27 protein-coding genes and 1 tRNA gene are annotated in these 22,388 nt (G+C 70.3%); 7 read left to right on the top strand and 21 right to left on the bottom strand.

The window, feature by feature from the left end; all coding sequences use genetic code 11:
- Positions 1-203: 203 nt before the first annotated feature.
- The 5 genes from J4H92_RS04055 to J4H92_RS04035 all read left to right on the top strand — a co-directional run bounded on the left by J4H92_RS04055 (position 204) and on the right by J4H92_RS04035 (position 4,165).
- Positions 204-980: a DUF2510 domain-containing protein gene (locus tag J4H92_RS04055; protein ID WP_208096338.1), complete on the top strand. Its 777-nt coding sequence runs from the start codon at positions 204-206 to the stop codon at positions 978-980.
- A 4-nt stretch (positions 981-984) separates the two neighbouring features.
- Positions 985-1,542 (top strand): ATP/GTP-binding protein, encoded by a 558-nt coding sequence (locus tag J4H92_RS04050; protein ID WP_208096335.1) that lies wholly within the window; start codon positions 985-987, stop codon positions 1,540-1,542.
- Complete coding sequence (locus J4H92_RS04045) at positions 1,539-2,006, top strand: roadblock/LC7 domain-containing protein (protein WP_208096332.1); 468 nt, start codon at positions 1,539-1,541, stop codon at positions 2,004-2,006. Before J4H92_RS04050 ends, J4H92_RS04045 begins: the two co-directional genes overlap by 4 nt.
- A gap of 13 nt (positions 2,007-2,019) precedes the next feature.
- Positions 2,020-2,379, top strand: coding sequence for a roadblock/LC7 domain-containing protein (locus J4H92_RS04040; protein WP_208096328.1), 360 nt, complete (start codon positions 2,020-2,022; stop codon positions 2,377-2,379).
- 118 nt (positions 2,380-2,497) lie between these two features.
- Positions 2,498-4,165 (top strand): ATPase, T2SS/T4P/T4SS family, encoded by a 1,668-nt coding sequence (locus J4H92_RS04035; RefSeq protein WP_208096325.1) that lies wholly within the window; start codon positions 2,498-2,500, stop codon positions 4,163-4,165.
- A gap of 22 nt (positions 4,166-4,187) precedes the next feature.
- On the opposite strand, the gene J4H92_RS04030 is transcribed toward J4H92_RS04035, so the two are convergent.
- From J4H92_RS04030 to J4H92_RS03960, 15 genes are all read right to left on the bottom strand, one after another.
- Positions 4,188-5,468, bottom strand: a complete 1,281-nt coding sequence (locus J4H92_RS04030) for a type II secretion system F family protein (protein WP_341782987.1) — start codon at positions 5,466-5,468, stop codon at positions 4,188-4,190.
- Positions 5,420-6,643: a type IV pilus twitching motility protein PilT gene (locus J4H92_RS04025; RefSeq protein WP_341782986.1), complete on the bottom strand. Its 1,224-nt coding sequence runs from the start codon at positions 6,641-6,643 to the stop codon at positions 5,420-5,422. Before J4H92_RS04025 ends, J4H92_RS04030 begins: the two co-directional genes overlap by 49 nt.
- Positions 6,640-7,335 (bottom strand): hypothetical protein, encoded by a 696-nt coding sequence (locus J4H92_RS04020; RefSeq protein ID WP_208096308.1) that lies wholly within the window; start codon positions 7,333-7,335, stop codon positions 6,640-6,642. The genes J4H92_RS04025 and J4H92_RS04020 overlap by 4 nt, the downstream gene beginning before the upstream one ends.
- Positions 7,332-7,988 carry a hypothetical protein gene (locus J4H92_RS04015; protein ID WP_208096304.1) on the bottom strand — a complete coding sequence of 219 codons (657 nt, stop codon included), beginning with the start codon at positions 7,986-7,988 and terminating at the stop codon, positions 7,332-7,334. Before J4H92_RS04015 ends, J4H92_RS04020 begins: the two co-directional genes overlap by 4 nt.
- Positions 7,988-9,016: a pilus assembly protein PilM gene (pilM, locus tag J4H92_RS04010; protein ID WP_208096301.1), complete on the bottom strand. Its 1,029-nt coding sequence runs from the start codon at positions 9,014-9,016 to the stop codon at positions 7,988-7,990. The genes J4H92_RS04015 and pilM overlap by 1 nt, the downstream gene beginning before the upstream one ends.
- 45 nt (positions 9,017-9,061) lie before the next feature.
- Complete coding sequence (locus J4H92_RS04005) at positions 9,062-9,898, bottom strand: prepilin peptidase (protein WP_208096298.1); 837 nt, start codon at positions 9,896-9,898, stop codon at positions 9,062-9,064.
- Positions 9,895-11,505 (bottom strand): PilV family protein, encoded by a 1,611-nt coding sequence (locus J4H92_RS04000; RefSeq protein ID WP_208096295.1) that lies wholly within the window; start codon positions 11,503-11,505, stop codon positions 9,895-9,897. Before J4H92_RS04000 ends, J4H92_RS04005 begins: the two co-directional genes overlap by 4 nt.
- A complete protein-coding gene (locus J4H92_RS03995; protein WP_208096293.1) occupies positions 11,502-12,092 on the bottom strand; it encodes a PilW family protein in 591 nt (196 codons plus the stop codon). Before J4H92_RS03995 ends, J4H92_RS04000 begins: the two co-directional genes overlap by 4 nt.
- Positions 12,089-12,529, bottom strand: coding sequence for a PulJ/GspJ family protein (locus J4H92_RS03990; RefSeq protein WP_208096290.1), 441 nt, complete (start codon positions 12,527-12,529; stop codon positions 12,089-12,091). The genes J4H92_RS03995 and J4H92_RS03990 overlap by 4 nt, the downstream gene beginning before the upstream one ends.
- Before the next feature lie 134 nt (positions 12,530-12,663).
- Positions 12,664-13,032, bottom strand: coding sequence for a prepilin-type N-terminal cleavage/methylation domain-containing protein (locus J4H92_RS03985; RefSeq protein ID WP_208096287.1), 369 nt, complete (start codon positions 13,030-13,032; stop codon positions 12,664-12,666).
- A 309-nt stretch (positions 13,033-13,341) separates the two neighbouring features.
- Complete coding sequence (gene argB, locus J4H92_RS03980) at positions 13,342-14,244, bottom strand: acetylglutamate kinase (protein WP_208096283.1); 903 nt, start codon at positions 14,242-14,244, stop codon at positions 13,342-13,344.
- 41 nt (positions 14,245-14,285) lie between these two features.
- Entirely contained in the window at positions 14,286-15,440 is a 1,155-nt protein-coding gene (gene argJ, locus J4H92_RS03975; protein ID WP_208096281.1) for a bifunctional glutamate N-acetyltransferase/amino-acid acetyltransferase ArgJ, read from the bottom strand.
- Positions 15,441-15,606: 166 nt separating this feature from the next.
- Positions 15,607-16,680 (bottom strand): N-acetyl-gamma-glutamyl-phosphate reductase, encoded by a 1,074-nt coding sequence (argC, locus tag J4H92_RS03970; RefSeq protein WP_208096279.1) that lies wholly within the window; start codon positions 16,678-16,680, stop codon positions 15,607-15,609.
- 83 nt (positions 16,681-16,763) lie between these two features.
- Complete coding sequence (locus tag J4H92_RS03965; RefSeq protein ID WP_208096276.1) at positions 16,764-17,222, bottom strand: hypothetical protein; 459 nt, start codon at positions 17,220-17,222, stop codon at positions 16,764-16,766.
- A gap of 69 nt (positions 17,223-17,291) precedes the next feature.
- Positions 17,292-17,364 (bottom strand) — tRNA-Glu (locus tag J4H92_RS03960).
- A gap of 139 nt (positions 17,365-17,503) precedes the next feature.
- Here J4H92_RS03960 and J4H92_RS03955 point away from each other — a divergent pair.
- On the top strand, positions 17,504-18,181 hold the full coding sequence (locus J4H92_RS03955; RefSeq protein ID WP_208096273.1) for an MBL fold metallo-hydrolase: 678 nt from the start codon (positions 17,504-17,506) through the stop codon (positions 18,179-18,181).
- Between the two features lie 28 nt (positions 18,182-18,209).
- Here the strand turns inward: J4H92_RS03955 and J4H92_RS03950 are convergent, their stop codons facing one another.
- Positions 18,210-18,617, bottom strand: a complete 408-nt coding sequence (locus tag J4H92_RS03950; protein ID WP_208096542.1) for a hotdog domain-containing protein — start codon at positions 18,615-18,617, stop codon at positions 18,210-18,212.
- A 197-nt stretch (positions 18,618-18,814) separates the two neighbouring features.
- Between J4H92_RS03950 and J4H92_RS03945 the strand changes: the two genes are divergently transcribed.
- The gene (locus tag J4H92_RS03945; protein WP_208096270.1) at positions 18,815-19,117 is read left to right on the top strand and encodes a putative quinol monooxygenase; all 303 of its coding nucleotides are present in this window, start codon (positions 18,815-18,817) and stop codon (positions 19,115-19,117) included.
- Between the two features lie 49 nt (positions 19,118-19,166).
- On the opposite strand, the gene J4H92_RS03940 is transcribed toward J4H92_RS03945, so the two are convergent.
- From J4H92_RS03940 to J4H92_RS03920, 5 genes are all read right to left on the bottom strand, one after another.
- A complete protein-coding gene (locus J4H92_RS03940) occupies positions 19,167-19,739 on the bottom strand; it encodes a GNAT family N-acetyltransferase (RefSeq protein WP_208096267.1) in 573 nt (190 codons plus the stop codon).
- An 18-nt stretch (positions 19,740-19,757) separates the two neighbouring features.
- Positions 19,758-20,729, bottom strand: a complete 972-nt coding sequence (mutM, locus tag J4H92_RS03935; RefSeq protein WP_208096265.1) for a bifunctional DNA-formamidopyrimidine glycosylase/DNA-(apurinic or apyrimidinic site) lyase — start codon at positions 20,727-20,729, stop codon at positions 19,758-19,760.
- Between the two features lie 18 nt (positions 20,730-20,747).
- The gene (rnc, locus tag J4H92_RS03930) at positions 20,748-21,479 is read right to left on the bottom strand and encodes a ribonuclease III (protein ID WP_208096262.1); all 732 of its coding nucleotides are present in this window, start codon (positions 21,477-21,479) and stop codon (positions 20,748-20,750) included.
- 134 nt (positions 21,480-21,613) lie between these two features.
- A complete protein-coding gene (rpmF, locus tag J4H92_RS03925) occupies positions 21,614-21,817 on the bottom strand; it encodes a 50S ribosomal protein L32 (RefSeq protein ID WP_208096259.1) in 204 nt (67 codons plus the stop codon).
- An 11-nt stretch (positions 21,818-21,828) separates the two neighbouring features.
- The gene (locus J4H92_RS03920; RefSeq protein WP_341782985.1) at positions 21,829-22,377 is read right to left on the bottom strand and encodes a YceD family protein; all 549 of its coding nucleotides are present in this window, start codon (positions 22,375-22,377) and stop codon (positions 21,829-21,831) included.
- Positions 22,378-22,388: the final 11 nt, after the last annotated feature.

The following is a 22,388-nucleotide window of genomic DNA, read 5'->3' as shown; positions in this document are numbered from 1 at the left end:
GGGCGGTCCCGGATGCCTACAGTGAACGGTAAGCGGCTCCGGATTCTCGTTCGCGGACCGGCGGCAGTCCTCGGCTCCGAGGCCCCGAACGGGGCCCCGGGGACGGGGGTCGGCCCGAGGATACGGATGAGGCGGTCGCCCGAGAACGCGTCGAACGATGCCGCATTTCCCCGTCCGCCCCTACAGACTTCGTCGGAGCCCACATGATCGACACCAACCAGCGCGTCGCGGATGGCTGGTACCCGGATCCGGAGGGACGCCTCTCCCTGCGCCGCTGGGACGGGGCGCAATGGACGCAGGAGACGCGCGGCAACCTCGACTGGGGGCGGCCCGTCGCGTCACTCGACCTGCCGAGCCGCCACCATCCGGACGCCCCGGAGACCGGATGGGCGGGGGTGGCCTTCGCGCTGCACTCCGCGCTGGTCAGCCGCGAGGCGGTCGCCCTTCGCATCGGGATCGCCGAGCAGTCCACGATCACGGTGGACACGTTCGAGCAGAGCTACGTCTGGGACGACGAACCGGCCTCGCTGCCGGCCATACCCGCGAACGTGCGCATCACCTTCTCGCCGAGCGATCTCGCCGCGCAGTCGCAGGGCCGGAATCTCGACGGGCTGCTCTGGAGGATCAGCCGCGAGGCCTTCGCCGACCGCCTCGCCCCGTGGCTGCAGCCCGACGACCTCTACCGGCTGCAGCGCTGGCCGAACCTCACGACGATCAATCCCGAGCTCGACGACATGCGGCAGGCCGCCATGCTCGCCAACGGGATGTTCACGGTCGAGGAGCTCGCGGGCTTCTCGGACCGATCGCTCCACGCGACGCGGGCGCTCATCAACGCCCTGAGCCTCATGAACACCCTGCGGATCGCGGCGCCTCGCGACACGGCGGCCTTCGTGACCCCGGCCGCGCCGGCGCCCGCGCCCGCCGCCCCCGCGCGCAAGCCCGGGCTCTTCCAGCGGCTCCGTGCCAGGCTGGGGCTCTGACGCCGTGACCGAGCATGTGATCCTGTTCGCTGGCCCGATGGGCGCGGGGAAGACGACCGCCATCCGCTCGCTCAGCGACATCGAGGTGATCTCCACCGAGGCGACGAACTCGGACCGCGCCACCTTCGACAAGGAGACGACCACGGTCGCCCTCGACTACGGCGAGATCGGCATCAACGAGACCGAGAAGATCCGCATGTACGGTATTCCCGGGCAGCGGCGATTCGACTTCATGTGGGAGATCCTGAAGGATCGCGCGATGGGCCTCCTCCTCCTCGTCCACGCCGACAGCCCCGATATCGGAGGGAGCATCGAAGAGCATCTCGAGGCGTTCGGCGACATCGTCGAGCGCGGAGGCGTGGTCGTCGGCGTCACGCGCAGCGACGTGCACGGTCCCGGCGCCCTCGGACGCGCGCAGGCCGCAACCGGTAGATTGTTCCCCGGCAGACCGATCCCGGTGTTCGAGATCGATGCCAGAGACACCGAACAGATGCGGGTGGCGTTGATGACTCTGATCGCAGACGTCGAAGCCCGAGAACTCATCAGGGGGAGCAGACGATGAATACCGACGGGTCCTTCCACGCGCCTCGAGATCTGCGAATCGTGGCCGCCTGCAACCGCGCGATCGAGACGTTGCGCTCCGGCTGCCGTTCGCTCCAGATCGCCGCGTTCGCGACGGACGACGGCTTCGAGATCACCCGCCGCCCCTCGTCGGGCGCGCAGGACGAGCGTCTCGCCAGCATCGCGAGCTCGCTCCAGGCGCTCACCGAGGCCGTCGCGCGCAACCGCGCCATCGGTGGCACGACGTACACGCTCATCGAGGCGGACGCCGGCCGGGTGCTGCTCCGCCGGGTTCCCGGCCACCCGATCATGCTGCTCGCGGTGTTCGGCGCCGAAGAGGTCGCGGGTCAGGCGATCTCGATCTCGCGCGGCGTCGTCAGCGACCTCGGCGCCGAGCTCTCCGCCCTCGACCCGCAGGCGGGTGCGCCGGATCCGACGGACTTCCACGTAACCGAATCACAGTAGAAGGAGGACTCCCATGTCCATCAACGAAGTGCTCAACGACCTCGTCAACGATATCGACGGCGGCCTGGCGGCGCTGCTCGGCGACAGCGAGTCCGGCATGCTCCTCGCTTCGGCCGGCAGCGGACTGGATCTGGAGGTCGCCGCGGCGGGAACGACGGAGTTCATGCGGGCCAAGCTCAACACCATGCGCGCGCTGGGGCTCGAACAGAGCATCGAGGACATTCTCGTCACCCTCGGCGATCAGTACCACATCATCCGCCCGATCGCCGCGAAGCCCGAGATCTTCATCTGGGTCGCGGTGGATCGGGCTCGCTCGAACCTGGCGCTCGCGCGACTGCGAGTCAAATCCGCAGAGCAGAACATCGCGCTGTAGCCCTCTCCGGCCCATCGTTCGACCGACGCTCCGCGCGCGTCGCAGCGGGCTCCGCGACTCGCCGAGCGGACGGCGCGGCTGAGTTGCCCGCCCGTCGCGGATAGCGGAGAATGTCGGAGTGAGAGTTGCAGAGAGCCTCGTGTCCGCCGGCATCGTGGGGACCGAGCGCATGGGCGCGCTCGTCGCGGAGCACGGCGACGGCAAGGAGCTCCGCGCTCGAGTCGTGGCGGACGGCCTCGCCAGCGAGAACGATATCGCCCAGGCGGTCGCGAGCCGCGCCGGCGTGCCCTACGTCGATCTGGGGCGGGAGGCCTTGAGCCCCGAGACCATCTCGCTGGTGCCGGCCGCGCTCTGCCGCAGATACCAGCTGATCCCCGTCAGGCGGACCCGGCGCCATCTGCTCGTCGGCATGGTCGACCCCAGCAATCTGATCGCGATCGACGATGTGACCACCGCCACCGGCCTGGCCATCGCCCCCGCGGCCGTGGCGTCGGACGCGCTCGACCTCGCCTTCGGACGGTTCCTCCGCATGGACGAGGAGCTCAGCGAGCTCTCGGTCCAGATGGACGACACCTCCGACTCCGAGATCGAGACGTCCGCCTCCGAGTCCCTCGACAGCACCTCCGACGACGCCCCGGTGGTGCGCTTCGTGAGCCTGCTGATCTCCCAGGCGATCGACGACCGCGCGAGCGACATCCACATCGAGCCCGGCGAGAAGCACCTCACGGTGAGATACCGGATCGACGGCGTGCTGCAGGAGACGCAGCAGGCGAGCCGGGCCATCCAGGACGGCGTGATCTCCCGCCTGAAGATCATGGCCGCCGTCGACATCGCGGAGCGGCGCAAGCCGCAGGACGGCCGGATCTCCGTGCAGCACAACGGCCGGAGGATCGACCTGCGCCTGGCCACGCTCCCCACGGTGTGGGGCGAGAAGATCGTGATGCGCATCCTGGCGGGCTCCGCGCAGGAGCTCACGCTCAAGGATCTGCGCTTCTCGGAGCGGAACGAGCGCAGCTTCACCGAGGCCATCTCGAGACCGTACGGCATGGTCCTCGTGACCGGCCCGACCGGCTCGGGCAAGTCGACGACGCTCTACACGGCGCTCAGCACGATCGCCACTCCGCAGGTGAACGCGATCACGGTGGAGGATCCGGTGGAGTACCGGATCGCCGGGATCAGCCAGGTGCAGGTGAACCACAAGGCGGGGCTCAACTTCCACACCGCGCTCCGGTCGATCCTCCGCTCCGATCCGGACATCGTGCTCGTCGGCGAGATCCGCGATCAGGAGACCGCGACCATGTCGATCGAGGCGGCGCTCACCGGGCACGTCGTCCTCTCGACGCTCCACACCAACGACGCGCCGAGCGCGCTCACCCGGCTGATCAACATCGGCTGCGAGCCGTTCCTCGTGGGCACCGCCGTCAACGCGATCGTCGCGCAGCGGCTCGCGCGGCGGCTCTGCCTCAGGTGCCGGCAGCCCTACGCCGAGGATCCGGAGAAGCTCGCCGCCCTCCGCATCCCGCACGAGACCGGCCGCCGGCCCACGTTCTACCGAGCGGTCGGCTGCCCGGAGTGCTCGGGGACGGGCTACCACGGCCGCCTCGCGCTGCACGAGGTGATGACCATGTCGGAGGAGCTGGAGCAGCAGGTCATCTCGCACGCCTCCGGCACCGAGCTGCGCGACACGGCCCTCCGGCAGGGCATGATCACGCTGCGTCAGGACGGCTTCGAGAAGGCGCAGCAGGGCGCGACGACCATCGAGGAGGTCCTCCGGGTCTCCGCCTGACCCGGAGCGGGATCCGGGACGATCAGGTGTTCGCGATCTCTCCGTAGATCGAGAAGATCGGCAGGTAGAGCGACACCACCATGCCGCCGATGAGGATGCCGATCCCCACGATCAGCAGCGGCTCGATCGCCGAGGTGAGCTGCTCGGTGGCGGTCTTCACCTCGTCGTCGTAGAACTCGGCGATGCTCTCGAGCATGTCCGGCAGCGTGCCCGACTCCTCGCCGACCGCGGCCATCTGCACCACGATCGAGGGGAACACGCCCGACTCCTCGAGCGGCTTCGAGAAGCTCTTCCCCTGCTTGATCGACTCCTGCACGGCGCGCACCGCCTGCTCGATCCTGAAGTTGTTCGCGGCCTGCCCGACGATGTCGAGCGCCTGCACCAGGGGCACGCCGGCCCCCAGCATCATCGCCAGACCGCGGCTGAACCGCGCGACCGCCACCTTGGTCGCGAGCTTGCCGAAGACGGGGATCTTGAGCCGCCACGGGTCGACCACGCTGCGCACCCGGTCGGTGTGCTTCTGCGACTGCCACCAGAGGAATCCGCCGATCACGAGCACGACGAGCAGCGGGAAGATCCAGCCCATGTTCTGCGACAGCCCCACCAGGACCTGGGTCGGCAGCGGGAGCTCCGAGCCCAGGTTGTCGAACATGCTCGCGAAGATCGGCACGATGAACATCACCATGCCGAGCGCGCCGAGCAGCGCGATGATGAGCACGATGACCGGATAGGTCGTCGCCGACTTGATCTTGTTCTGCAGCTCGGCCTCGGTCTTGTAGGTGTCGGCCGCGCTCGTCATGGTCTGGGCGAGGAAGCCGCCCATCTCGCCGACCCGCACCAGACTCACCATGAGCGGGGGGAAGACCTTGGGATGCCTCCCCATCGCCGCCGAGAGGGTCTGGCCCTGCTCGATGCCCGTGCGCACCTGGGAGAGCGCCGCCTTGAGCTTCTTGTCCTCCGCCTGCTCGATGAGCACCGCGAGCGCGCGCAGCAGCGGCAGTCCGGCGTTCAGCAGCCCGGCCATCTGCCGCGAGAACACGGCGAGCGTGTCGGCCTTCACGTGCCCCTCCAGCCAGGGGATGCGGATCTCGGTGTTCAGGCCGGTCTTCGAGACGACCGAGACGTCGAGCGGGGTCAGGCCGCGACCGCGCAGGGCGCCCACGACCGCGTCGCGGCTCGATCCCTCGAGCGTGCCGGTGACCATCTTGCCGGTGGCGTCGGCGGCGCGGTAGCTGTACTCCTCGTTCGCCGCCATCAGTCGGCCCACCCGTCGCTCTGCTGGTTGCCCATCTCGCCCATCCACGCGTCCTCTCTCAGCCCCGATCTCACGCGCACGCCCTCGACGATCGACTTGGGATCCTGCGCCCGGGACTGGGCGAGTTCGAGCGTGATCTCGCCCTGCTCCACCAGTCGCTTGAGATCCTGGTCGAGGGTGTGCATGCCGAGGCTGCGCCCGGCCTGGATCATCGAGTAGATCTGGCTCACCTCGCCCTCCCGGATCAGGTTGGCGATCGCCGGCGTGTTCACGAGCACCTCGGTCGCGATGAGGCGGCCGTGGCCGACGGCCTTCGGCAGGAGCGTCTGCGTGATGATCCCCTGCAGCGTGTCGCCGAGCTGGGTGCGCACCTGCTGCTGCTGCGCGGGCGGGAAGGCGTCGACGATGCGGTTGATCGACTTCGCGGCCGACTGCGTGTGCAGCGTCGAGAGCACGAGGTGGCCCGTCTCGGCCGCCGTCAGCGCGGTCGCGATCGATTCGGGGTCGCGGAGCTCGCCGATGAGGATGATGTCGGGATCCTGCCGCAGCACGCGCCGCATGGCCTCGGCGAAGGATCTGGTGTCGCTGCCGACCTCCCGCTGGTGGATCAACGCGGTCTTGCTCTCGTGGCGGAACTCGACGGGGTCCTCGATCGTGACCACGTGGGCGGGCAGCCGGCGGTTCACCAGGTCGATCATCGCGGCGAGGGTGGTCGACTTGCCCGAGCCGGTGGGCCCGGTCACGATCACGAGCCCCCGGGGCCGCACGGCGAGATCGGCCGCGATGGCCGGCACGCCGAGTTCCTCGAGCGGCTTCGCCTCGTCGGGGATGAAGCGCATGGCGGCGGCGAGCGAGCCGAGCTGGCGGAACACGTTCACGCGGAAGCGCGCGAGCCCGGCGACCGCCACCGAGAAGTCGAGCTCGTCGGCTCCGGCCAGATCCTCGAGCTGCTGCGGGGTCATCATCTCGGCGAGGGCCGACTGGAACCACTCGCGCGAGAGCGGCTGCTCGCCGCCGGGGATCGCGACGAGGTCGCCGTCGACGCGCATCTGCGGCGGCAGCCCCTCGGTCAGGTGCACGTCGGACGCGCGCGAGCGGTGCGCGGTCTCCAGGAGCCCCCGCAGCCCGTGCCCCGCGCCGAGCCCTCCGGGGGCCGTCTCGGCTGCGAGGGACTCCCGGCGGCGCTCGCGGCGCATCGGCTGGCGGGCGGACGGATCGGTCACGAGTCCGCCCCCGTCCGGTTGAAGATCTGCGCCGTCACCGTGAGTCTGCCCTCCATGCCGCGTTCTTCGTCCTCCTCGCGCTCCACCTTCGCGGAGGTGACGAGCAGGAGTCTCGGCCCCGCCCGCAGTTCGTCCAGGATGGCCGTCGCGGTCACCACGTCGGGCACGGCGATCTCGATCGTCAGCTCGATCTGCTGACGCGGATCCGCGGGCGGCTCCGCGTCGGCGGCGCCCGCGGCCGGGGCCTCGGTCCCGGATGCGGCGGCCGGGTCCTCGGCCGCCGGGTCGGCCGGCGGGGCGGGCTCGCCGTCGTCGCCCTCGTCCGCGGTCGGATCCGGTCTGGGCGCGAAGTCGGCGGGCTCGCCGAAGGCGGTCAGCTTGACGAAGCCGTCCTCCTCCTCGAGCGCGTTCTCGATGAGCTCCAGCGCGCTGTCGTACTCGGCGCCCTCGGGGATCTGCCTCCGCACCTGCGCGATGCTCCGCTCGATCTCGCCGCGGCGCGCCTCCGCGTCGTTCAGCACGCCGAGCTGGGCCCGGTATCCCGCGTTGATCTGCTCGCTGTCGGCGATCTCGCGGTTGGCCTCCTGGCCGCGCTCGTACATGGGCAGCGCGATCAGCACGATGCCGAGCGCGAGCACCCCGACGAGCACCAGTAGGCCGAGCAGGTTCACGAGCCTGGCTTCGAGTCTCATTCGCCCGCCTCCTCATCATCGTGTCCGGCGTACACCGTCTGGTCGAAGGCGATCTCGACCGTGTGCGCATAGGCGTCGATCTCGTCGTCCCAGGAGCCTTCGAGCACGGTGGCGGAGGCGACCCCCTTCACCGAGAGGATGTCGCCCATGAACGCGCTTCCCGCGGGGAACGGGCCGCAGACGGTGACGGTTCCCACGAACCCGACGCCGGTCTCGGGGTCGCCGCTCGGCTCGGCGCCGGAACGAAGCTCGTAGGCGCACACCCAGCCGTCGTCCGGCAGCGCCTCGCGGATGCGGTCGATCGTCCGCTCCCACGAGAGATCCGTCGACCGGGCCTCGGCGCGGAACCCCGTGAGCTCCTGCTCCCGGTTGAGCAGCTCGCCGATCTCGCTCTTCGCCGCGATCTGCGTGAGGAGAGCCTGGCCGTCGGCCTGCACCGCGCTGAGGCGCAGCGCCGCGATCGCCTGCCACGCGAAGAGCAGGACGCAGACGACGCCGACGACGACCACGGCGCCGAGGAGGCGGAAGCCCCAGTTCTTGAGGATCGTGCGCTGCGCGCGGCGCTCCACCACCTCCCGGGGCAGCAGGTTGACCCGCGGCGTGCCGCCGGCGGCCACCTGCGCCGGGCCGGACTTCCTGGGCAGCAGGTCCATCAGCGCGCCTCCGCCATCGCCAGGCCCACGGGGGTGAGCAGCTCCAGATCCTCCTGGCCGTGGCGGGAGGTGACGTTGGACTGCGCGAGATGGTGCCCGCCGACCAGGTGCACCGGAACCGAGAAGCGCTCCCGGAACGCGGGGTGCACCCCCGCGATGCCGGCGCCGGCGCCGGTGAGGAACACCTGGGCGATGCTCCCCCCGCCGGATCGCTCGAGATGGAAGCGCAGGGTGTTGACGATCTGGGTGACGAGCTCGTCGATCCGCTCCGGGGTGAGGGGCGCGGCGACCGCCGGCCGCGAGCGGCGCGACAGCTCTTGCGCCGTCAGGGGTCCGGCCTCCTCCGTCGGCCCCGCGTGCTCGCCCTCCGCGATCTCCTCTCCCTCCGGCTCCGGCACGGCCGCGCCGAGCTCGAGCGGGATGATGCGCACGAAGCGGGGGACGCCCTGGACGGAGACGACCACGTAGCTGGTGTGCGGGCCCAGGTGCACGATCGCGACCGACTCGGCCGAATCGGTGAGCATGCCGATCGCGCGGAGCAGGCCGAACGGGGAGAGGTCCACCTGCTCGACGTGCAGCTTCGCCTGCGTGAGCGTCTCGACGAGCTCGGTCACCGTCTCGGAGACGGCGGCGACCAGCAGCCCCGAGAGCTGCTCCCCCTCCTGCGCGATCGGATAGAAGTCGATGACCGCCTGGTCGGCCGGCACGGGGAGCAGATCGGCCACCTGGAAGGGCAGCGCCTGCTTGAGCAGCTCGGGGCTCATCGCCTGCGTGCGGTAGTCGCGCACCAGCACCCGTCGGCTGCAGATGCCGAGCACCACGCGCCGGCTCTTGAAGCCGGCCTGCCGCCAGAGCTGCTGCAGCGCACCGACCACGGCCGCGCGGTCGAGCACCTCGGAATCCTTGGCCGCGCCGCGCGGCAGCCGCACCGTCCCGTGCGCGAGGATCCTCGGGTTCCTGCCCGTGGTCGCCTCTGCCGCCCGCACCTCCTCCTCGGTGATCTCCAAGCCCACTATGCTGCTCGCCATGCCGGGGTTCCTTTCCTCATCGCCCTGAAGCCTCCGTCCCCGCCGCTACCCGGCGAGGAAGATCGATACGTACCACTCCGCCACCCGGTTGCCCGCGAGGATGCCGGCCCACGCGCCCAGGATCATCCACGGTCCGAACGGGATCCGGGAGCGCCGGGATGCCCGACGCGTCACCATGAGGACCACCCCGAAGACGCCGCCGAGGAGGAACGCCGCGAAGGCGCCGACCACGAGCGCTCCCCACCCCAGCCACGAGAGCGCGAGACCGAGCAGGAGCGCGAGCTTCACGTCCCCGAACCCCATCCCACCCGGCCAGAAGAACCAGAGCAGCCCGTAGAAGACGGTCAGCGCCGCGCCGCCGAGCGCCGCTCGCAGCAGCGCGGCGGGGTCGGCTCCGCACAGCGTCGCCGCCACCAGCAGCGCGGCGAACACCGGGATCGAGGGCAGAACGACGGCGTTCGGCAGCCGGAAGGTGTCGAGGTCGATCAGTGCGAGCGCGATCGACACCGCCGCGAGGAAGAGGAAGGCGAGGAGCAGCAGGACCGATGCGGCGGTGCCCATTCCCGCATCGATCCCGCTCCCGAGCCACCACCAGGCCACTCCGGCGAAGGCGAGCGCGGTGCCGAGCTCGACGAGCGGATAGCGCGGGGAGATGCGGCCCCCGCAGTTGGCGCACCTGCCGCGGAGCACCGCCCAGCTGATCACCGGCACGTTCTGCCAGGCGCGGATCGGTGCGTCGCAATCGGGGCAGCGGCTGCCCGGCATCAGCGATCTGCCCGCGGGGACGCGGTGCACCACCACGTTGAGGAACGAACCGATGAGCAGTCCCAGCACCCCGCAGTACACCGCCCAGACGACGGTCCAATTCACCGGCTCGCTCACGGTATCGGCATATCCTGGCTGGAGACGAGCGTGAACGCGCTCGGCCCGGTGGTCTCTTCACCGCCTCCGCCTCCCGATTCCGATTCCATGCCCGGGAGCCCGATCGGGTCCGCGAGGAACCGCAGTCCGCCGCCGTAGCTCCAGCTCGCACCGTAGAGCTGCCCGTTGAAGGTCGAGTGACCGGCGACGTAGATGCCGCAGGGGGAATACGCCATCGTCCTGATGGACGTGTCGGCGCCGACGTGGTTCAGGTAGAGCGGGCCGAGGCCCGAGCCGCAGGTGGGCGCGTGATCGGACGGATTGGGATCCTCGGTGACGAACCACAGCGACGGCTGCGATGCGGCGCTCGAGTGGGCGCGCCACTTCGACGAGGTCGTGTCGACCTGCCGCGCCAGGATCAGCAGATTGTGCCTGAGCTGCACGTCGGGCGACGTGCCGGCGTTCGTCGACAGGGTGGAGCAGGCGCGGGCGTCGAGAATGGTGTTCTGGGTGAGGTTCGCCATCTCCACCCATCCGGTCTGCGGCCAGGAGTTGAAGTAGCCGCAGGTGTTCGGGCCGCTTCCGCTGCTGCTGAGGGTCCGGACCGCGTAGCCGCCCCATTCGGCCGGATCGTGCTGGTACTCGAACCAGTCCGGCAGCTCGGGCAGCACGGGGGCCGCGACGCTGCCCGGCCGGTTGAGCGAACCGTAGCTCCCGCCCTCCCACGAGTTCTTGGTCAGCGTCTTCGAGGCCGGCAGCGTGAGCGAGCCCTGGATGCGGGTCTCGCGCAGTTTGACGTCTCCGTCGGCGATCACCGAGCCGCCGATCGTGCGGTTGCTCCACGAGAACGCGATCGGCCCCGCGGTGTGCACGCTCCCGCCGATGGAGCCGTTCAGCTCGCTCTCGCCGGATCCGCCGGCGACGACGTCTCCGGTGATCGTGTCCGACGAGTTCGACATCTTGACCGTTCCCTCGGTCGAGGTCACATCGCCGTGGATGGTGCAGCCGCCGTTGGTTCTGATGTCCTTCTTGGCGGTGATGCTGCCCCAGAACTCGGTCTGGCAGACGAAGCCGGCCTTCGGGATCACGACGTCGACGGGGTTCTCCGGGGTGCCGGCGTCGACCTCGGCGGTGAAGGTGACGTCGCTCTCGCCGAAGAAGGTGATGTCGCCTCCGGTGCCGGTCACCGCGCCCGCGGTGTAGCTGAACACCGCCCGGTGCAGGGCCTCCTCGCCGTCGACGTTGGCGCGGGCCTGCAGCGTGGCCGTGCCGGTCTCGCCGCTCACGGTGCAGTCGAGGGTCCAGGTGAAGGCGGGCGAGTCGGCGGCCGTGCCGTTCCGACCGCTGCCGGTCTGCTGGTTGACCGGGTCGCAGGCGAGCCGGCCCTCCATGAGCTCGATCGTCTGGGTCGCGATAGCGCCGTCGACCACCATCTGCGCGCTGGTGCGGTGCTTGGAGCTCGCCACCATCGTCGCGGTGTTCATGGCGATCGCGGCGAGCGCCACGCCTCCGATCGTGAGCACCATCATGATGATGAGCACGGTCACCATCGTCGATCCGGCGTCGGGTCGCAGGCGCCGGGAGCGGCGGGCGAGGCCGAGTCGCGACAGGTCCACTGGACGCTTCACCAGCATGCACCTCCTCCGGCGACCGCCAGCGTGAGGGGCCGCAGACTGATGGACGACGCGACGGCCTCCTCGGGCAGGCGCCGCTCGTTCGTATAGATCAGGAGCTTCAGGGTCGGGGATGCGCCGCTGCGCGTGTCGGCGAGGATCGCCGGGCCCGACGCCGTGCCGGAGTCGTCGTAGAGCCGCGCATTCCCGTCGAGCGCGGTCCACTCGGACGGCACGCCGGCGGCGGGCGTCCACTCTTTGTAGGCGAGGACGTGGCTGCTCGCCGCGGGCGGCGGGGCGTCCACGCGCCAGGCCCGGCAGCGCACGGTGCCGGCCGCGTCGACCACGCGCACCCGCACCTCGTCGCGGGCCCCCGAATACCACGAGGCAACGGCGTCGCGCACCGTCTCGTTGAACAGCAGGGTCTGCGCCGTGGTGCGCTCCGTCGCGGCGTTTCGCTCCGCGGACTGCTGCTGGGAGCTCAGCCCCTGGCCGAAGATCACCGCGACGAGGCCGAGCAGGAGCGACGAGACCGCGATGGCGACGATCAGCTCGACCAGCGACATCCCGGCCTGCGCGTCTACTCCGCGTGCGGCGGTCATCGGGTCACCCGCACGCTCGTGTCGAAAGTGGCGACGACGTCGCCGTCGCTCTCCCGCTCGATCGTGTAGCGCACGCTCACGGAGGCGGGGAAGTCGTCCGGGTCGTCCGGGCACGGGGCCGCGGATCGCGTGGCGACCATGCCGTCGCCGATCGAACTGGAGAGGCCGATGGGACCGCCGCCGGCGTGGAGCGCGCTGCACGGTTCCGCGGCGTCCACCGCCGGATCCGAGGGATAGACGCCGCGCAGGTAGGCGATGTCGGCGTTGACCGCGCTTCGGGCGGCCTCCACGTCTCGATTCTGGGCGGTGAGCTGGGTGACGCCGATGATCACGGGGATCACGGCCACGGAGAGCAGCGCGAAGAGGAACATGGCGATCACGATTTCGACCATGCTGAAGCCGCGATCGTCCGAACGCTGACGCTCGCGCTCATGCATCGCGTGCTCCCTCATCACAGAGAATCGGACAGCCTCACACCTGGCCAATCCATTTTTCGATCTCGACCCTAGTTCCGGCCAAGGGGACAATCGCCCTCGCCTCGGCCGGAACTAGAGTCTTCTTAGTCAACTAATCAGGCGCAGCCGGGGCCCTTAGACGCGGTCTTTCCGTCCTTTGCAGCGGTGACACAGACATTCGTGATTGTCGGAGAAGCCGGGGCAACCGTGTAAGCGATGCCGTCCTTCGAAGCGGGCACTCCGTGGGCTCCCGCCGAATCGGGGTTGGCGAGATTCGCAACAGCCTGGCTCGCCATGTTCGCAGCGGCGGCGTCGACCGCGCTCTGCTCGGCCTGGTCCTGGATGCCGATGAAGATCGGGATGGCGACCGCGGCGAGGATGCCGAGGATCACGACGACGACGATGAGCTCGACGAGCGAGAAGCCCGACTCGCCGTTCTCGCGGCGCTCCTTGGCCGCTTCGAGGTATGCCTGGATAGTACGCATGCTGACTGTTCCTGTCTCTGTGAGGTATGCGTGGTTCGATGAGTCGTGCACGAGCGCAGTGGTGAACAGTGGTCCCACTCGCGAACAATCCCGAAACTCAGGAAGCCCCTGCACCCAGGCGGAAGCGCGGCGCGCCTCGCCCGAGCTCCCCCCAAAACTCGGCACGCCTCTCAGTATGGCGGCGCGGTCCCACCGCCCGACCCGCAGTCTCAGCTTCAACCAAAACTTCACCCACCAGAATCATCCTCCGGATGGCGCGTCGCAACCGTTTCGTTATCTTAGTGAGAGCGCGCGAGCCGCGCGCGGCTCTCAGCGCGTGACCTCGGTGCCGATCCCGCGGTCCGTGAAGATCTCCAGGAGCACCGAGTGCGGCTCCCTGCCGTCGATGATCGCCGCCTTCGACACGCCGCCGCGGACCGCGTCGAGGCAGGCCCGCATCTTCGGGATCATGCCCGACTCGAGCGACGGCAGCAGTCCCTCCAGCTCGTCGGCCGAGATGCTCGACACGAGCGAGTCGCGATCCGGCCAGTTCGCGTACAACCCGGCGACGTCGGTCAGCACGACCAGCTTCTCCGCGCCCAGGGCGACGGCGAGAGCCGCGGCGGCGGCGTCCGCGTTGACGTTCAGCGAGACGCCCGGATGGTCGACGTCGGGCGCGATCCCGGCCACCACCGGGATCAGGCCCGCCTCGAGCAGTGCGAGCACGGGTTCGGGGCGGACCCCGGCCACGTCCCCCACGAGCCCCAGCTCCACGGCCTCGCCGTCGACCTCGATCGGCGGGCGACGGCGGCCGATGAACAGACCGGCGTCCTCCCCCGTCGTGCCGGCCGCGAGCGGCCCGTGCTGATTGATCTGGTCGACGAGCTCGGGATTCACCTTCCCGGTCAGCACCATCCGCACCACGTCCATCGCCTCCGGCGTGGTCACGCGGTAGCCGCCCCTGAACTCGCTCGAGATGCCGAGCCTGCCGAGCATCTCGCTGATCTGAGGACCGCCGCCGTGCACCACGACCGGCCGCACGCCCGTGTGCCGCAGGTAGACGACATCCTCGGCGAAGGCGCGCAGCAGGTCGAGGTCCACCATGGCGTTGCCCCCGAACTTGATCACGATGATCGCATCCCGGAACTTCTTCAGCCACGGCAGCGACTCGATCAGCACCCCGGCTTTCGCCGCGGCCTCGTCGTGCGCCAGCGTGCTCGTCGTGTTGCTCATCCGTTCAGACTACCGGCCCCGATCTGCGCGCGCCGATGCGGTCAGCTGGAGTACGCGCTGTTCTCGTGCACGTAGTCGTGGGTGAGGTCGTTCGTGCGGATCGTGGCCGTGGCCTCGCCCGCGAAGAGCTCGATCAGCACGCGGGTGCGCCGCGGGCTGAGGTCGCACTCCTCGACCGGTCGATCCGGCGCGCCGGCGTGGCACAGGCGCACGCCGTTGAACCACACGTCGACCGCGTACGGATCGAAGACGGCCTCCGTGGTGCCGATCGCGGCGAGCACCCGGCCCCAGTTCGGGTCGTTGCCGAAGATCGCCGCCTTGAAGAGGTTGTTGCGCGCCACCGATCGGCCCACCTCCACCGCGTCCTCGACCGACAGGGCGCCGCGCACCTCGATGTCGATGTCGTGGCTCGCGCCCTCGGCGTCGGCCTGCAGCTGCGCCGCCAGGCGATCGCAGACCCCGGCGAGCGCGTCGGCGAAGGCGTCCTCCTCGGGCGCGACCCCGGAGGCGCCGCTCGCCAGCAGGGTCACCTGGTCGTTCGTCGACATGCAGCCGTCGCTGTCGAGCCGGTCGAAGCTCGCGGCGGTGGCGCGGCGCAGCGCGCGGTCCGCCGTCTCCGCGTCGAGCACGGCGTCGGTCGTGATCACCACGAGCATGGTGGCGAGTCCGGGTGCGAGCATCCCCGCGCCCTTCGCCATGGCGCCGATGCTCCACCCCTCCCCCTCGTAGGTCGCGGTCTTCTCGACAGAGTCGGTGGTCAGGATCGCCGCGGCCGCGGCAGCGTCGTCCGCGGCCAGCCGCGCGACCAGCTCGGGCACGCCGCCCACGATCCGGTCGCGGAAGCGCTGATCCCCGGTGCCGATCAGGCCGGTGCTACACACGAGCACGTCGTCCGCGACGAGATCCAGCCGTTCGGCGACCGCCTGGGCGGTGAGCCGCGTCGTCTCGTAGCCGAAGTCGCCCGTGAAGCAGTTCGCCCCGCCCGAGTTGAGGATGATCGCGCGAGCGGATCGGTCCTCGGCCGCCTTGCGGCTCCACAGGATCGGATTCGCCTGCGCCCGGTTGCTCGTGAACACCGCCGCGACGACGTGCACGGGCCCGTCGTTCACCACGAGGGCGAGATCCGGCTTGCCGGTGCTCTTCAGGCCCACGGCGATCCCGGCGGCGCGGAACCCCTTCGGTACGGTGACGCTCATCCTCGGCCCTTCCTCTCCATTCGTGCCCGGACTCCGGCCCGGACACCCGACTCCTGCGGCGCAGAGAAGATGCCAACTGCCCTTTCGCCGGGCGTGAAAGGGCAGTTCGGGTCCTTTCGTGCGCTGGGCACGAGAGGCACGCGCCGGGCGCGCCTCGAAACCTGGCTCACGGGGCCACGCCGTTCACGCTGAGCCCCGCGCCCTCCGGCAGCCCCAGCGCGAGATTCGCGGACTGGATCGCGGCGCCGGCCGTGCCCTTGGCCAGATTGTCGAGGGCGGCGACCACCACGACGCGGCCCGCCGCCTCGTCCACCGCGAGGCCCAGGAGGCAGGTGTTGGCGCCGAGCGTGTCCGCCGTGCGCGGGAAGCGCCCCTCCGGCAGCAGCCGCACGAAGGGCTCGTCCGCGTAGGCGCGCTCCCAGGCCGCGCGCACCTCGTCCGGCGTCGTGCCCGGCGCGAGGCGCGCCGTGCTCGTCGCGAGGATCCCGCGGCTCATCGGCACCAGAACCGGCGTGAAGCTGATCGTCGGAGAGTCCTGCGCCGCAGCGCCTGCGGCGGCATCGCGCAGCGCCTGCCGGATCTCGGGGATGTGCCGATGCGAGCCGCCGACGGCGTAGGGGTTGGCGGTGCCCATCAGTTCCGCGCCGAGCAGATGGGTCTTGGCGGCCTTGCCCGCGCCGCTCGGGCCCACCGCGAGCACGCTGACCAGATCCGTCGGCTCGATCACCCCGGCCGCGATGCCCGGGACGAGCGACAGCGCCACGGTGCTCGCGTTGCATCCCGGTGCCGCGATCCGGCTCGCGCCGCGGAGTGCCTCGCGCTGCTTCTCGAGCACGCCGTCCGCGCCCCGCACGAGCAGCTCCGGAACGCCGTAGCTCCAGGCCTCGTGGTGTTCGCCGCCGTAGAAGGCCGCCCAGTCATCGTCGCTGCGCAGGCGATGATCCGCGCCGCAGTCGACGACCAGCCGCACCTCGCCGAGCCGCGCGGTGAGCGCTCCGGAGGCCCCGTGCGGCAGCGCGAAGAAGACCAGGTCGTGGCCGTCGAGCGCCTCGGGCGTCGTCGGCTCGAGCCGAAGGTGCGAGAGCGATCGCAGATGGGGCTGATGGTCGATGAGCGGATCCCCCGCGCTCGAGTGCCCGGTGACGGTGCGCACCTCGAACTCCGGATGCCCGGCGAGGATGCGCAGCAGCTCCCCGCCCGCATACCCCGACGCCCCGGCTACGGCTACTGAAAACGTCACGGCCCTGGGCCTCCCTCCTGCGTCCCCTGCGGGACGCTTTCATTCTGCTCCATCGAGCGGTCTGCTCCGTCGAACGACGCGGTTCAGTCCGGTCGCGGAGAGGGCTCCGGATCCCGCGGACGTCGGGTGAGGGCCGCCTCGACGCCGCCGCCGAGCGCCGCAGCCAGCAGCGGGAGCCCCGTGAGCACCACGAGCAGGATCACGCTGACCCCTGCGAGCAGGGGCGCGGCCTCGCCGGCGCCGTGCCGGATCATCACGTCGAGACCGTAGCCGACGCCGAGCGCGAGCAGATAGCATCCGGTCGGGATCGATAGCGCGAGTCCGATCCGCCTGCCGCGCGACGCGGCCGGGATCCGGGCGATGAGCACGAGCGCCGCCCCCCAGGCGAGCACCGCGATCCACCAGGGCCACTCATTCCAGATGGTTCCGTGGGAGATCCAGCCGGCCTCGCCGGGACCGCCGAAGAGCATGGGCGCGACCAGCCCCTGCAGCACGAAGAGCACCGCCGCGGCGACCGCGGTGAGGGTCAATCGTCGTGCCATCTCTCGCCTTCGTCGGTGTTCTCGCGAAGATACGTCGAGAGCCCCGTCGGATGACGAGGCTCTCTTCCGTGACCCCAGCGGGATTCGAACCCGCGTTACCGCCGTGAGAGGGCGGCGTACTAGGCCGCTATACGATGGGGCCGTGTGCAATGCCCCGGCTTCGCGGCCGGGACGATGACAACCCGTCTATTCTGGCACAGACCACGCGGGCTCGCCAAATCGGGCGGCCGCGGAACCGCGCCCGCATGCCGGCGACCCGCGGGGCTGCGTAGGATCGACCCATGCGCTGTTTCAGACTCTCGCACGCCGGCCTGGTGGTCGAGGACTCCGAAGCCTCCCTGTTCGTCGATCCCGGCGACTTCTCGTCTCCGGACGAACTCGCGGCGTCCATCGCCGCCGCGACGCCCATCGCCGGCATCGTGATCACCCACGAGCATGCCGACCACTGGACCCCGGCCCATCTCACGGCGTTGCGCGTCGCCTCGCCGCGGGCGCCCGTCTTCACGACCCGGAGCACCGCCGCGGCGCTGGACGCGGCGGGGATCGCAGACGTGCGCGTCGTGCGCGAGGGCGAACGGATCCAGGCCGGACCGTTCTCGCTCGACTTCTACGGGGGCCGGCACGAGCCCCTCCACTCGAGCATCCCCGTGATCGACAACATCGGCGTGCGCGTGAACGAGACCGTCGCCTGGGGCGGGGATTCGCTGGTGCGACCGCCGTTCGCGGCGGAGGTGCTCGGCGTGCCGATCGGCTCGCCGTGGTCCAGCATCGCCCAGGTGATGGACTTCGTGCTGAACGCGGCGCCGCGACGGGCATTCCTCACCCACGACGGCATGCTCAGCGTTCGCGGACTGGGACTGTTCGCGGCACGGGTGCGCTGGTGCCTGGATCAGGTGGGCGGCGAACTCGTCGAGCTGCCCAGGCTCGACGGCGATCCGACGGCACGCACCGCACTCTGACGCGACGCGCCTCGGAACCCGGCCCGCGTCACTCGGTGGCCGGCTGAATGGTCGGCATACGATCCCGCTCATAGGTGATCGTCGAGTAGCCGTGCGGGGCCGGGGCGCCGTCCTCGCCGAGGTTCACGAACACCATGCGCTCGATCGTGAGGATGGTCTTCCGGGTGATCATGTTGCGCACCTCCGCGCGCATCGTGAGGGAGGTGCGCCCGAACCGCGTGGCCACGAGCCCCATCTCGATCAGATCGCCCTGCCTCGCCGACGCCTCGAAGTTGACCTCCGAGATGAACTTCGTGACGACACGGTGGTTGCCGAGCTGCACGATGGCGTAGATCGCGGCCTCCTCGTCGATCCAGCGCAGCAGGCTGCCGCCGAAGAGCGTGCCGTTCGCGTTCAGGTCCTCGGGCCGCACCCACTTGCGGGAATAGAAGTTGATCCCCCGCTCCCGCCTGCCGCTGTTCTCGCCGTCACCCGTGTCCGCCCTGTGCTTCTCGCTCACTCTGGCAGTTTAGGGCGAACGTGTTACGACGGGATGGCGGGCGCGTAACGGCGGCGGGCACCGCCTTGCCAGGAGACCCGGCGTCACGCGATCCGAAGGACGAGGGCATATCCGAGGTGTATAGACTCTCGCACATGACCTTTGCGAACGTGGGCACCCTCGGCGCGCTTCCGGGCAGACGGGACGAGATCGTGACGATCCTCACCCGGCTCAATGCCGACCTCGCCGAGGCCGGCTGCCTGCTCTACGAGGTCGGGGTCAACGAGGACGCCCCCGACACGGTGTTCGTCGCCGAGCTGTGGGAGTCCGCGGAGGCCCACCGCGCATCGCTGCAGCTCGAGAGCGTGCGCTCGGCGATCGCCGAGGCGATGCCCCTGCTCTCCGGCGAGATGGGCGGCGAGCGCTTCGAGGTCGTCGGCTCGCCGTTGCGGGCGTGACGACGCGTCCGCGGAGATCTCCTGCGCGAAGGGAATCCGCCCGGGCCGCTCAGCCGAGGGCTCTCCGCATCAGCACCCGCGGGAATCCGTCGAGCACCGACCCGGTGTCGGCGGCCTTCGAGAACCCGCACTCCTCGAACAGGCTCCGCGTGCCGACGTAGGCCATCGTCTGGTTGACGCGCTCGCCGCGGTTGTCCACCGGATACCCTTCGACGGCGGGCGCGCCGGAGGCTCGGGCGTGCGCGACGGCGCCCGCGATCAGGTCGTGCATGATCCCCTGCTTGCGGAAGCCGGGCCGCACGCGGAAGCACCAGAGCGACCAGACGTCGAGTTCGTCGACGTGCGGGATGAGGCGGCTGCGCGCGAAGCTCGTCCCGCTCCTCGGGTGCACGGCGGCCCAACCGACCGGCTCGTCCTCGAGGTAGGCGATCACTCCCGGCGGAGGATCCTGCGCGCACAGTTCTCTGACGCGATCGGCTCGAGCGGAACCGCGCAGCGCGGTGTTCTCCTTGCTGCCGATGCGATAGCTCAAGCAGAAGCAGACGTTCGAGGTCGGCTTCTTCGGCCCGACGAGCGCGGCGACGTCCGCGAACGCGGTCGCCGACCTCACCGTGACCCTCATCCCATCAGTATCGCAGACTCACCGCCGCCGCTGGCACCGAGGGCAGAAATGGCTCGACCGCCCGCCGATCGCCATGCGGCGCAGCGGCTCTCCGCAACGGCGGCACGGCTCCCCCGTGCGCCCGTAGGCGTTCAGCGAATGCGCGAAGTACCCGGCCTGCCCGTTGACGTTGACGTACTGCGCGTCGAAGCTCGTGCCGCCCTCCGCGAGCGCCTGCGCGAACACGGCGCGCACCTGGGCCAGCAACTCGGCGGCGCGGAGCGCGCCGATGCGATGTCCCGGGGTCTCGGGGTGCACCCGCGTCCGCCACAGCGCCTCGTCGGCGTAGATGTTGCCGACTCCGCTGATCAGGGTCTGGTCCAGCAGCGCCCGCTTCACGGCGGTGCGACGGCGGCGCAGCTCGGCGACGAAGCCCGCATCGTCGAACCCGGGGTCCACCGGGTCGCGCGCGATGTGCACCGCCTGCGACGGGATGCGGTCGGCCGGATCGACGGCGCCGGAGGCATCGGGGGCGGCCGTCAGGCGATCGAGCGCGAGCGAACCGAACAGGCGCTGGTCGGCGAAGTCGATCCGCAACTCGCCGTGCGACGGATGAGCGATCCAGATCCGGATCCGCACGTGCCGGTCGTCGGGCGCGTCCAGGGCGCGCAGCAGAAGCTGACCGCTCATGCCCAGGTGCGCGAGCAGCGCCTGCCTCGGCGCCGACGCGCCGGAGGCCGACGCCGTGTGCGGCACCCAGAGGAACTTGCCGCGGCGCTCGGGCGCGCCCAGCAGCGCTCCGGTGAGCCGGCGCTCGAAATCGGCGATCCGCATCGCGGCGGCCTCGCCGGCGAGCGTGACCCCGTGTCCGCCGAGACCGTCATCGCCCTCCTGCGGAATGTGCCGCTTGAGCGCGCGCGGATCCCTCACCTCGACCGAGAGGACCCGCGCCCCCGTTACCGCCGGCGCGAGACCGGATCGCACGACCTCGACCTCCGGGAGTTCCGGCATCGTTCCGCCCGACCCGCGTCAGTCGCGCGACTCGGCGGCCCGGAGTTCGAGCCGGGCGACCGCGTCGCGGGCGGCCGCGAGTTCCGCGGCCTTCTTGCTGGTGCCGGTGCCGATGCCGTCGACACCGTCGAGGGACACCCTCGCGGTGTAGAGCCGGTCGTGATCGGGGCCCTCGCCGCTGGTCTCGTAGCTGGGATGCGGCAGGCCGAGGGCCGCGGCCCGCTCCTGCAGCGTCGTCTTCGGATCCAGGGCGATGGTGAACCGCTCCGGGTCGGCGATCAGGGGCGCGACCAGTCGCAGGACGAACGACTCGGCGGTCCGAGGCCCGGTCGAGAGGAACACCGCACCGATCACCGCCTCGACGGCATCCGCCAGGATGCTGTCCTTGCCGCGCCCTCCGCTGCGCTCCTCGCCGACGCCGAGGCGCAGTTGCGCCCCGAGGTCGATGGCGCGAGCCACCTCGGCCAGCGCGACGCTGGACACGAGCGCTGCCCGGCGCTTGGCGAGTGCGCCCTCGTCGAGTTCGGGGTAGTCGAGGAAGAGCTTCACGGTGACCGCCTGGCCGAGGATCGAATCCCCCAGGAACTCGAGGCGCTCGTTGTGCGGTGCCCCGCCGTGCTCGAACGCCCAGGAGCGGTGGGTCAGGGCGAGTTCGAGCAGTTCGGGATCGACCTTCACGCCGAAGGGCGCGAGAAAGCCGCCGGACTCCCCCTCGGGGGCCTCCGGCGGCGTCTCGTCGTTCTGCGTCATCATTCCAGTCAAGCCGGCGTTCACCAAGCCACCCGAACCCCGCCCGGAATGCTACTCAAAACTTCCGCGCGACAACGCCCCTCGAGCGCTGTGCATAGGTTCGCGACAACACGCTCGCGTGTTGTGCCATGAATTCAGACGTCGGCGACCTTGCGGCCCTTGTACTCGAGGAAGAGGGGGGTGCCCTGCGAATCCTCGACCACGCGCGCACGGTGCGGCAGGCTGTAGACGGTGCGGCCGTTCTCGACGGTCTTCACCAGCTTGGGCGCTTCGGCCTTCCACGCCGAGCGGCGGTGACGGGTGTTCGAACGCGACATCTTGCGCTTGGGAACAGCCATGATGATCTCTCCTACTTGCTCTCAGGATCGGATTTCCGATCCGCGTCTGTCTCTTCGGCCAGCAGTCCGGCCAGCGCAGCCCACCGCGGATCCACCGGGACGGACTCGGCTGCAGTCCGGGCATCGCGCAGCTCGCCGGTCTCGGGGTCGAGTCCCGGGCAATCTGGACGGCACACAGGCTGGAACGGCAGTGCGAGCACAACCGCGTCTCGGAGCGGGGGTTCAAGATTCACGTGATCACCGTGAACCCCGTACTCGTCGGCCTCCGAAGGAGTATACGCGAAAAGCTCCTGGAATTCGACCTCGAACGGCTCGGAGAACTCGGTGAGGCACCGCCCGCACTGGGCGTGCATCGTCGTGCGCGCGAGGGCCGACACGAGGATCCCCTCGTGCACCGATTCGAGGCGCACGTCGAGATCGATGTCCTCGCCCGCCCGGACGGTCGCCAGAGACTCGCCGAACGCCTCGACCGCCTGGAGACGACGCGCGCGCTCCCGCATCTCGCCCGGGCGATCGACGATCTCCCGGACGTTCTCTTCGTACACGCGGCTGCTGGTCACCGCATCAGCCT

The organism is Leucobacter weissii (assembly GCF_017565745.1).
In the GTDB taxonomy this organism is placed as follows: Bacteria; Actinomycetota; Actinomycetes; order Actinomycetales; family Microbacteriaceae; genus Leucobacter; species Leucobacter weissii.
Note: the sequence above shows the minus strand (reverse complement) of the source record. Positions and strands in the feature narration are given on the sequence as shown.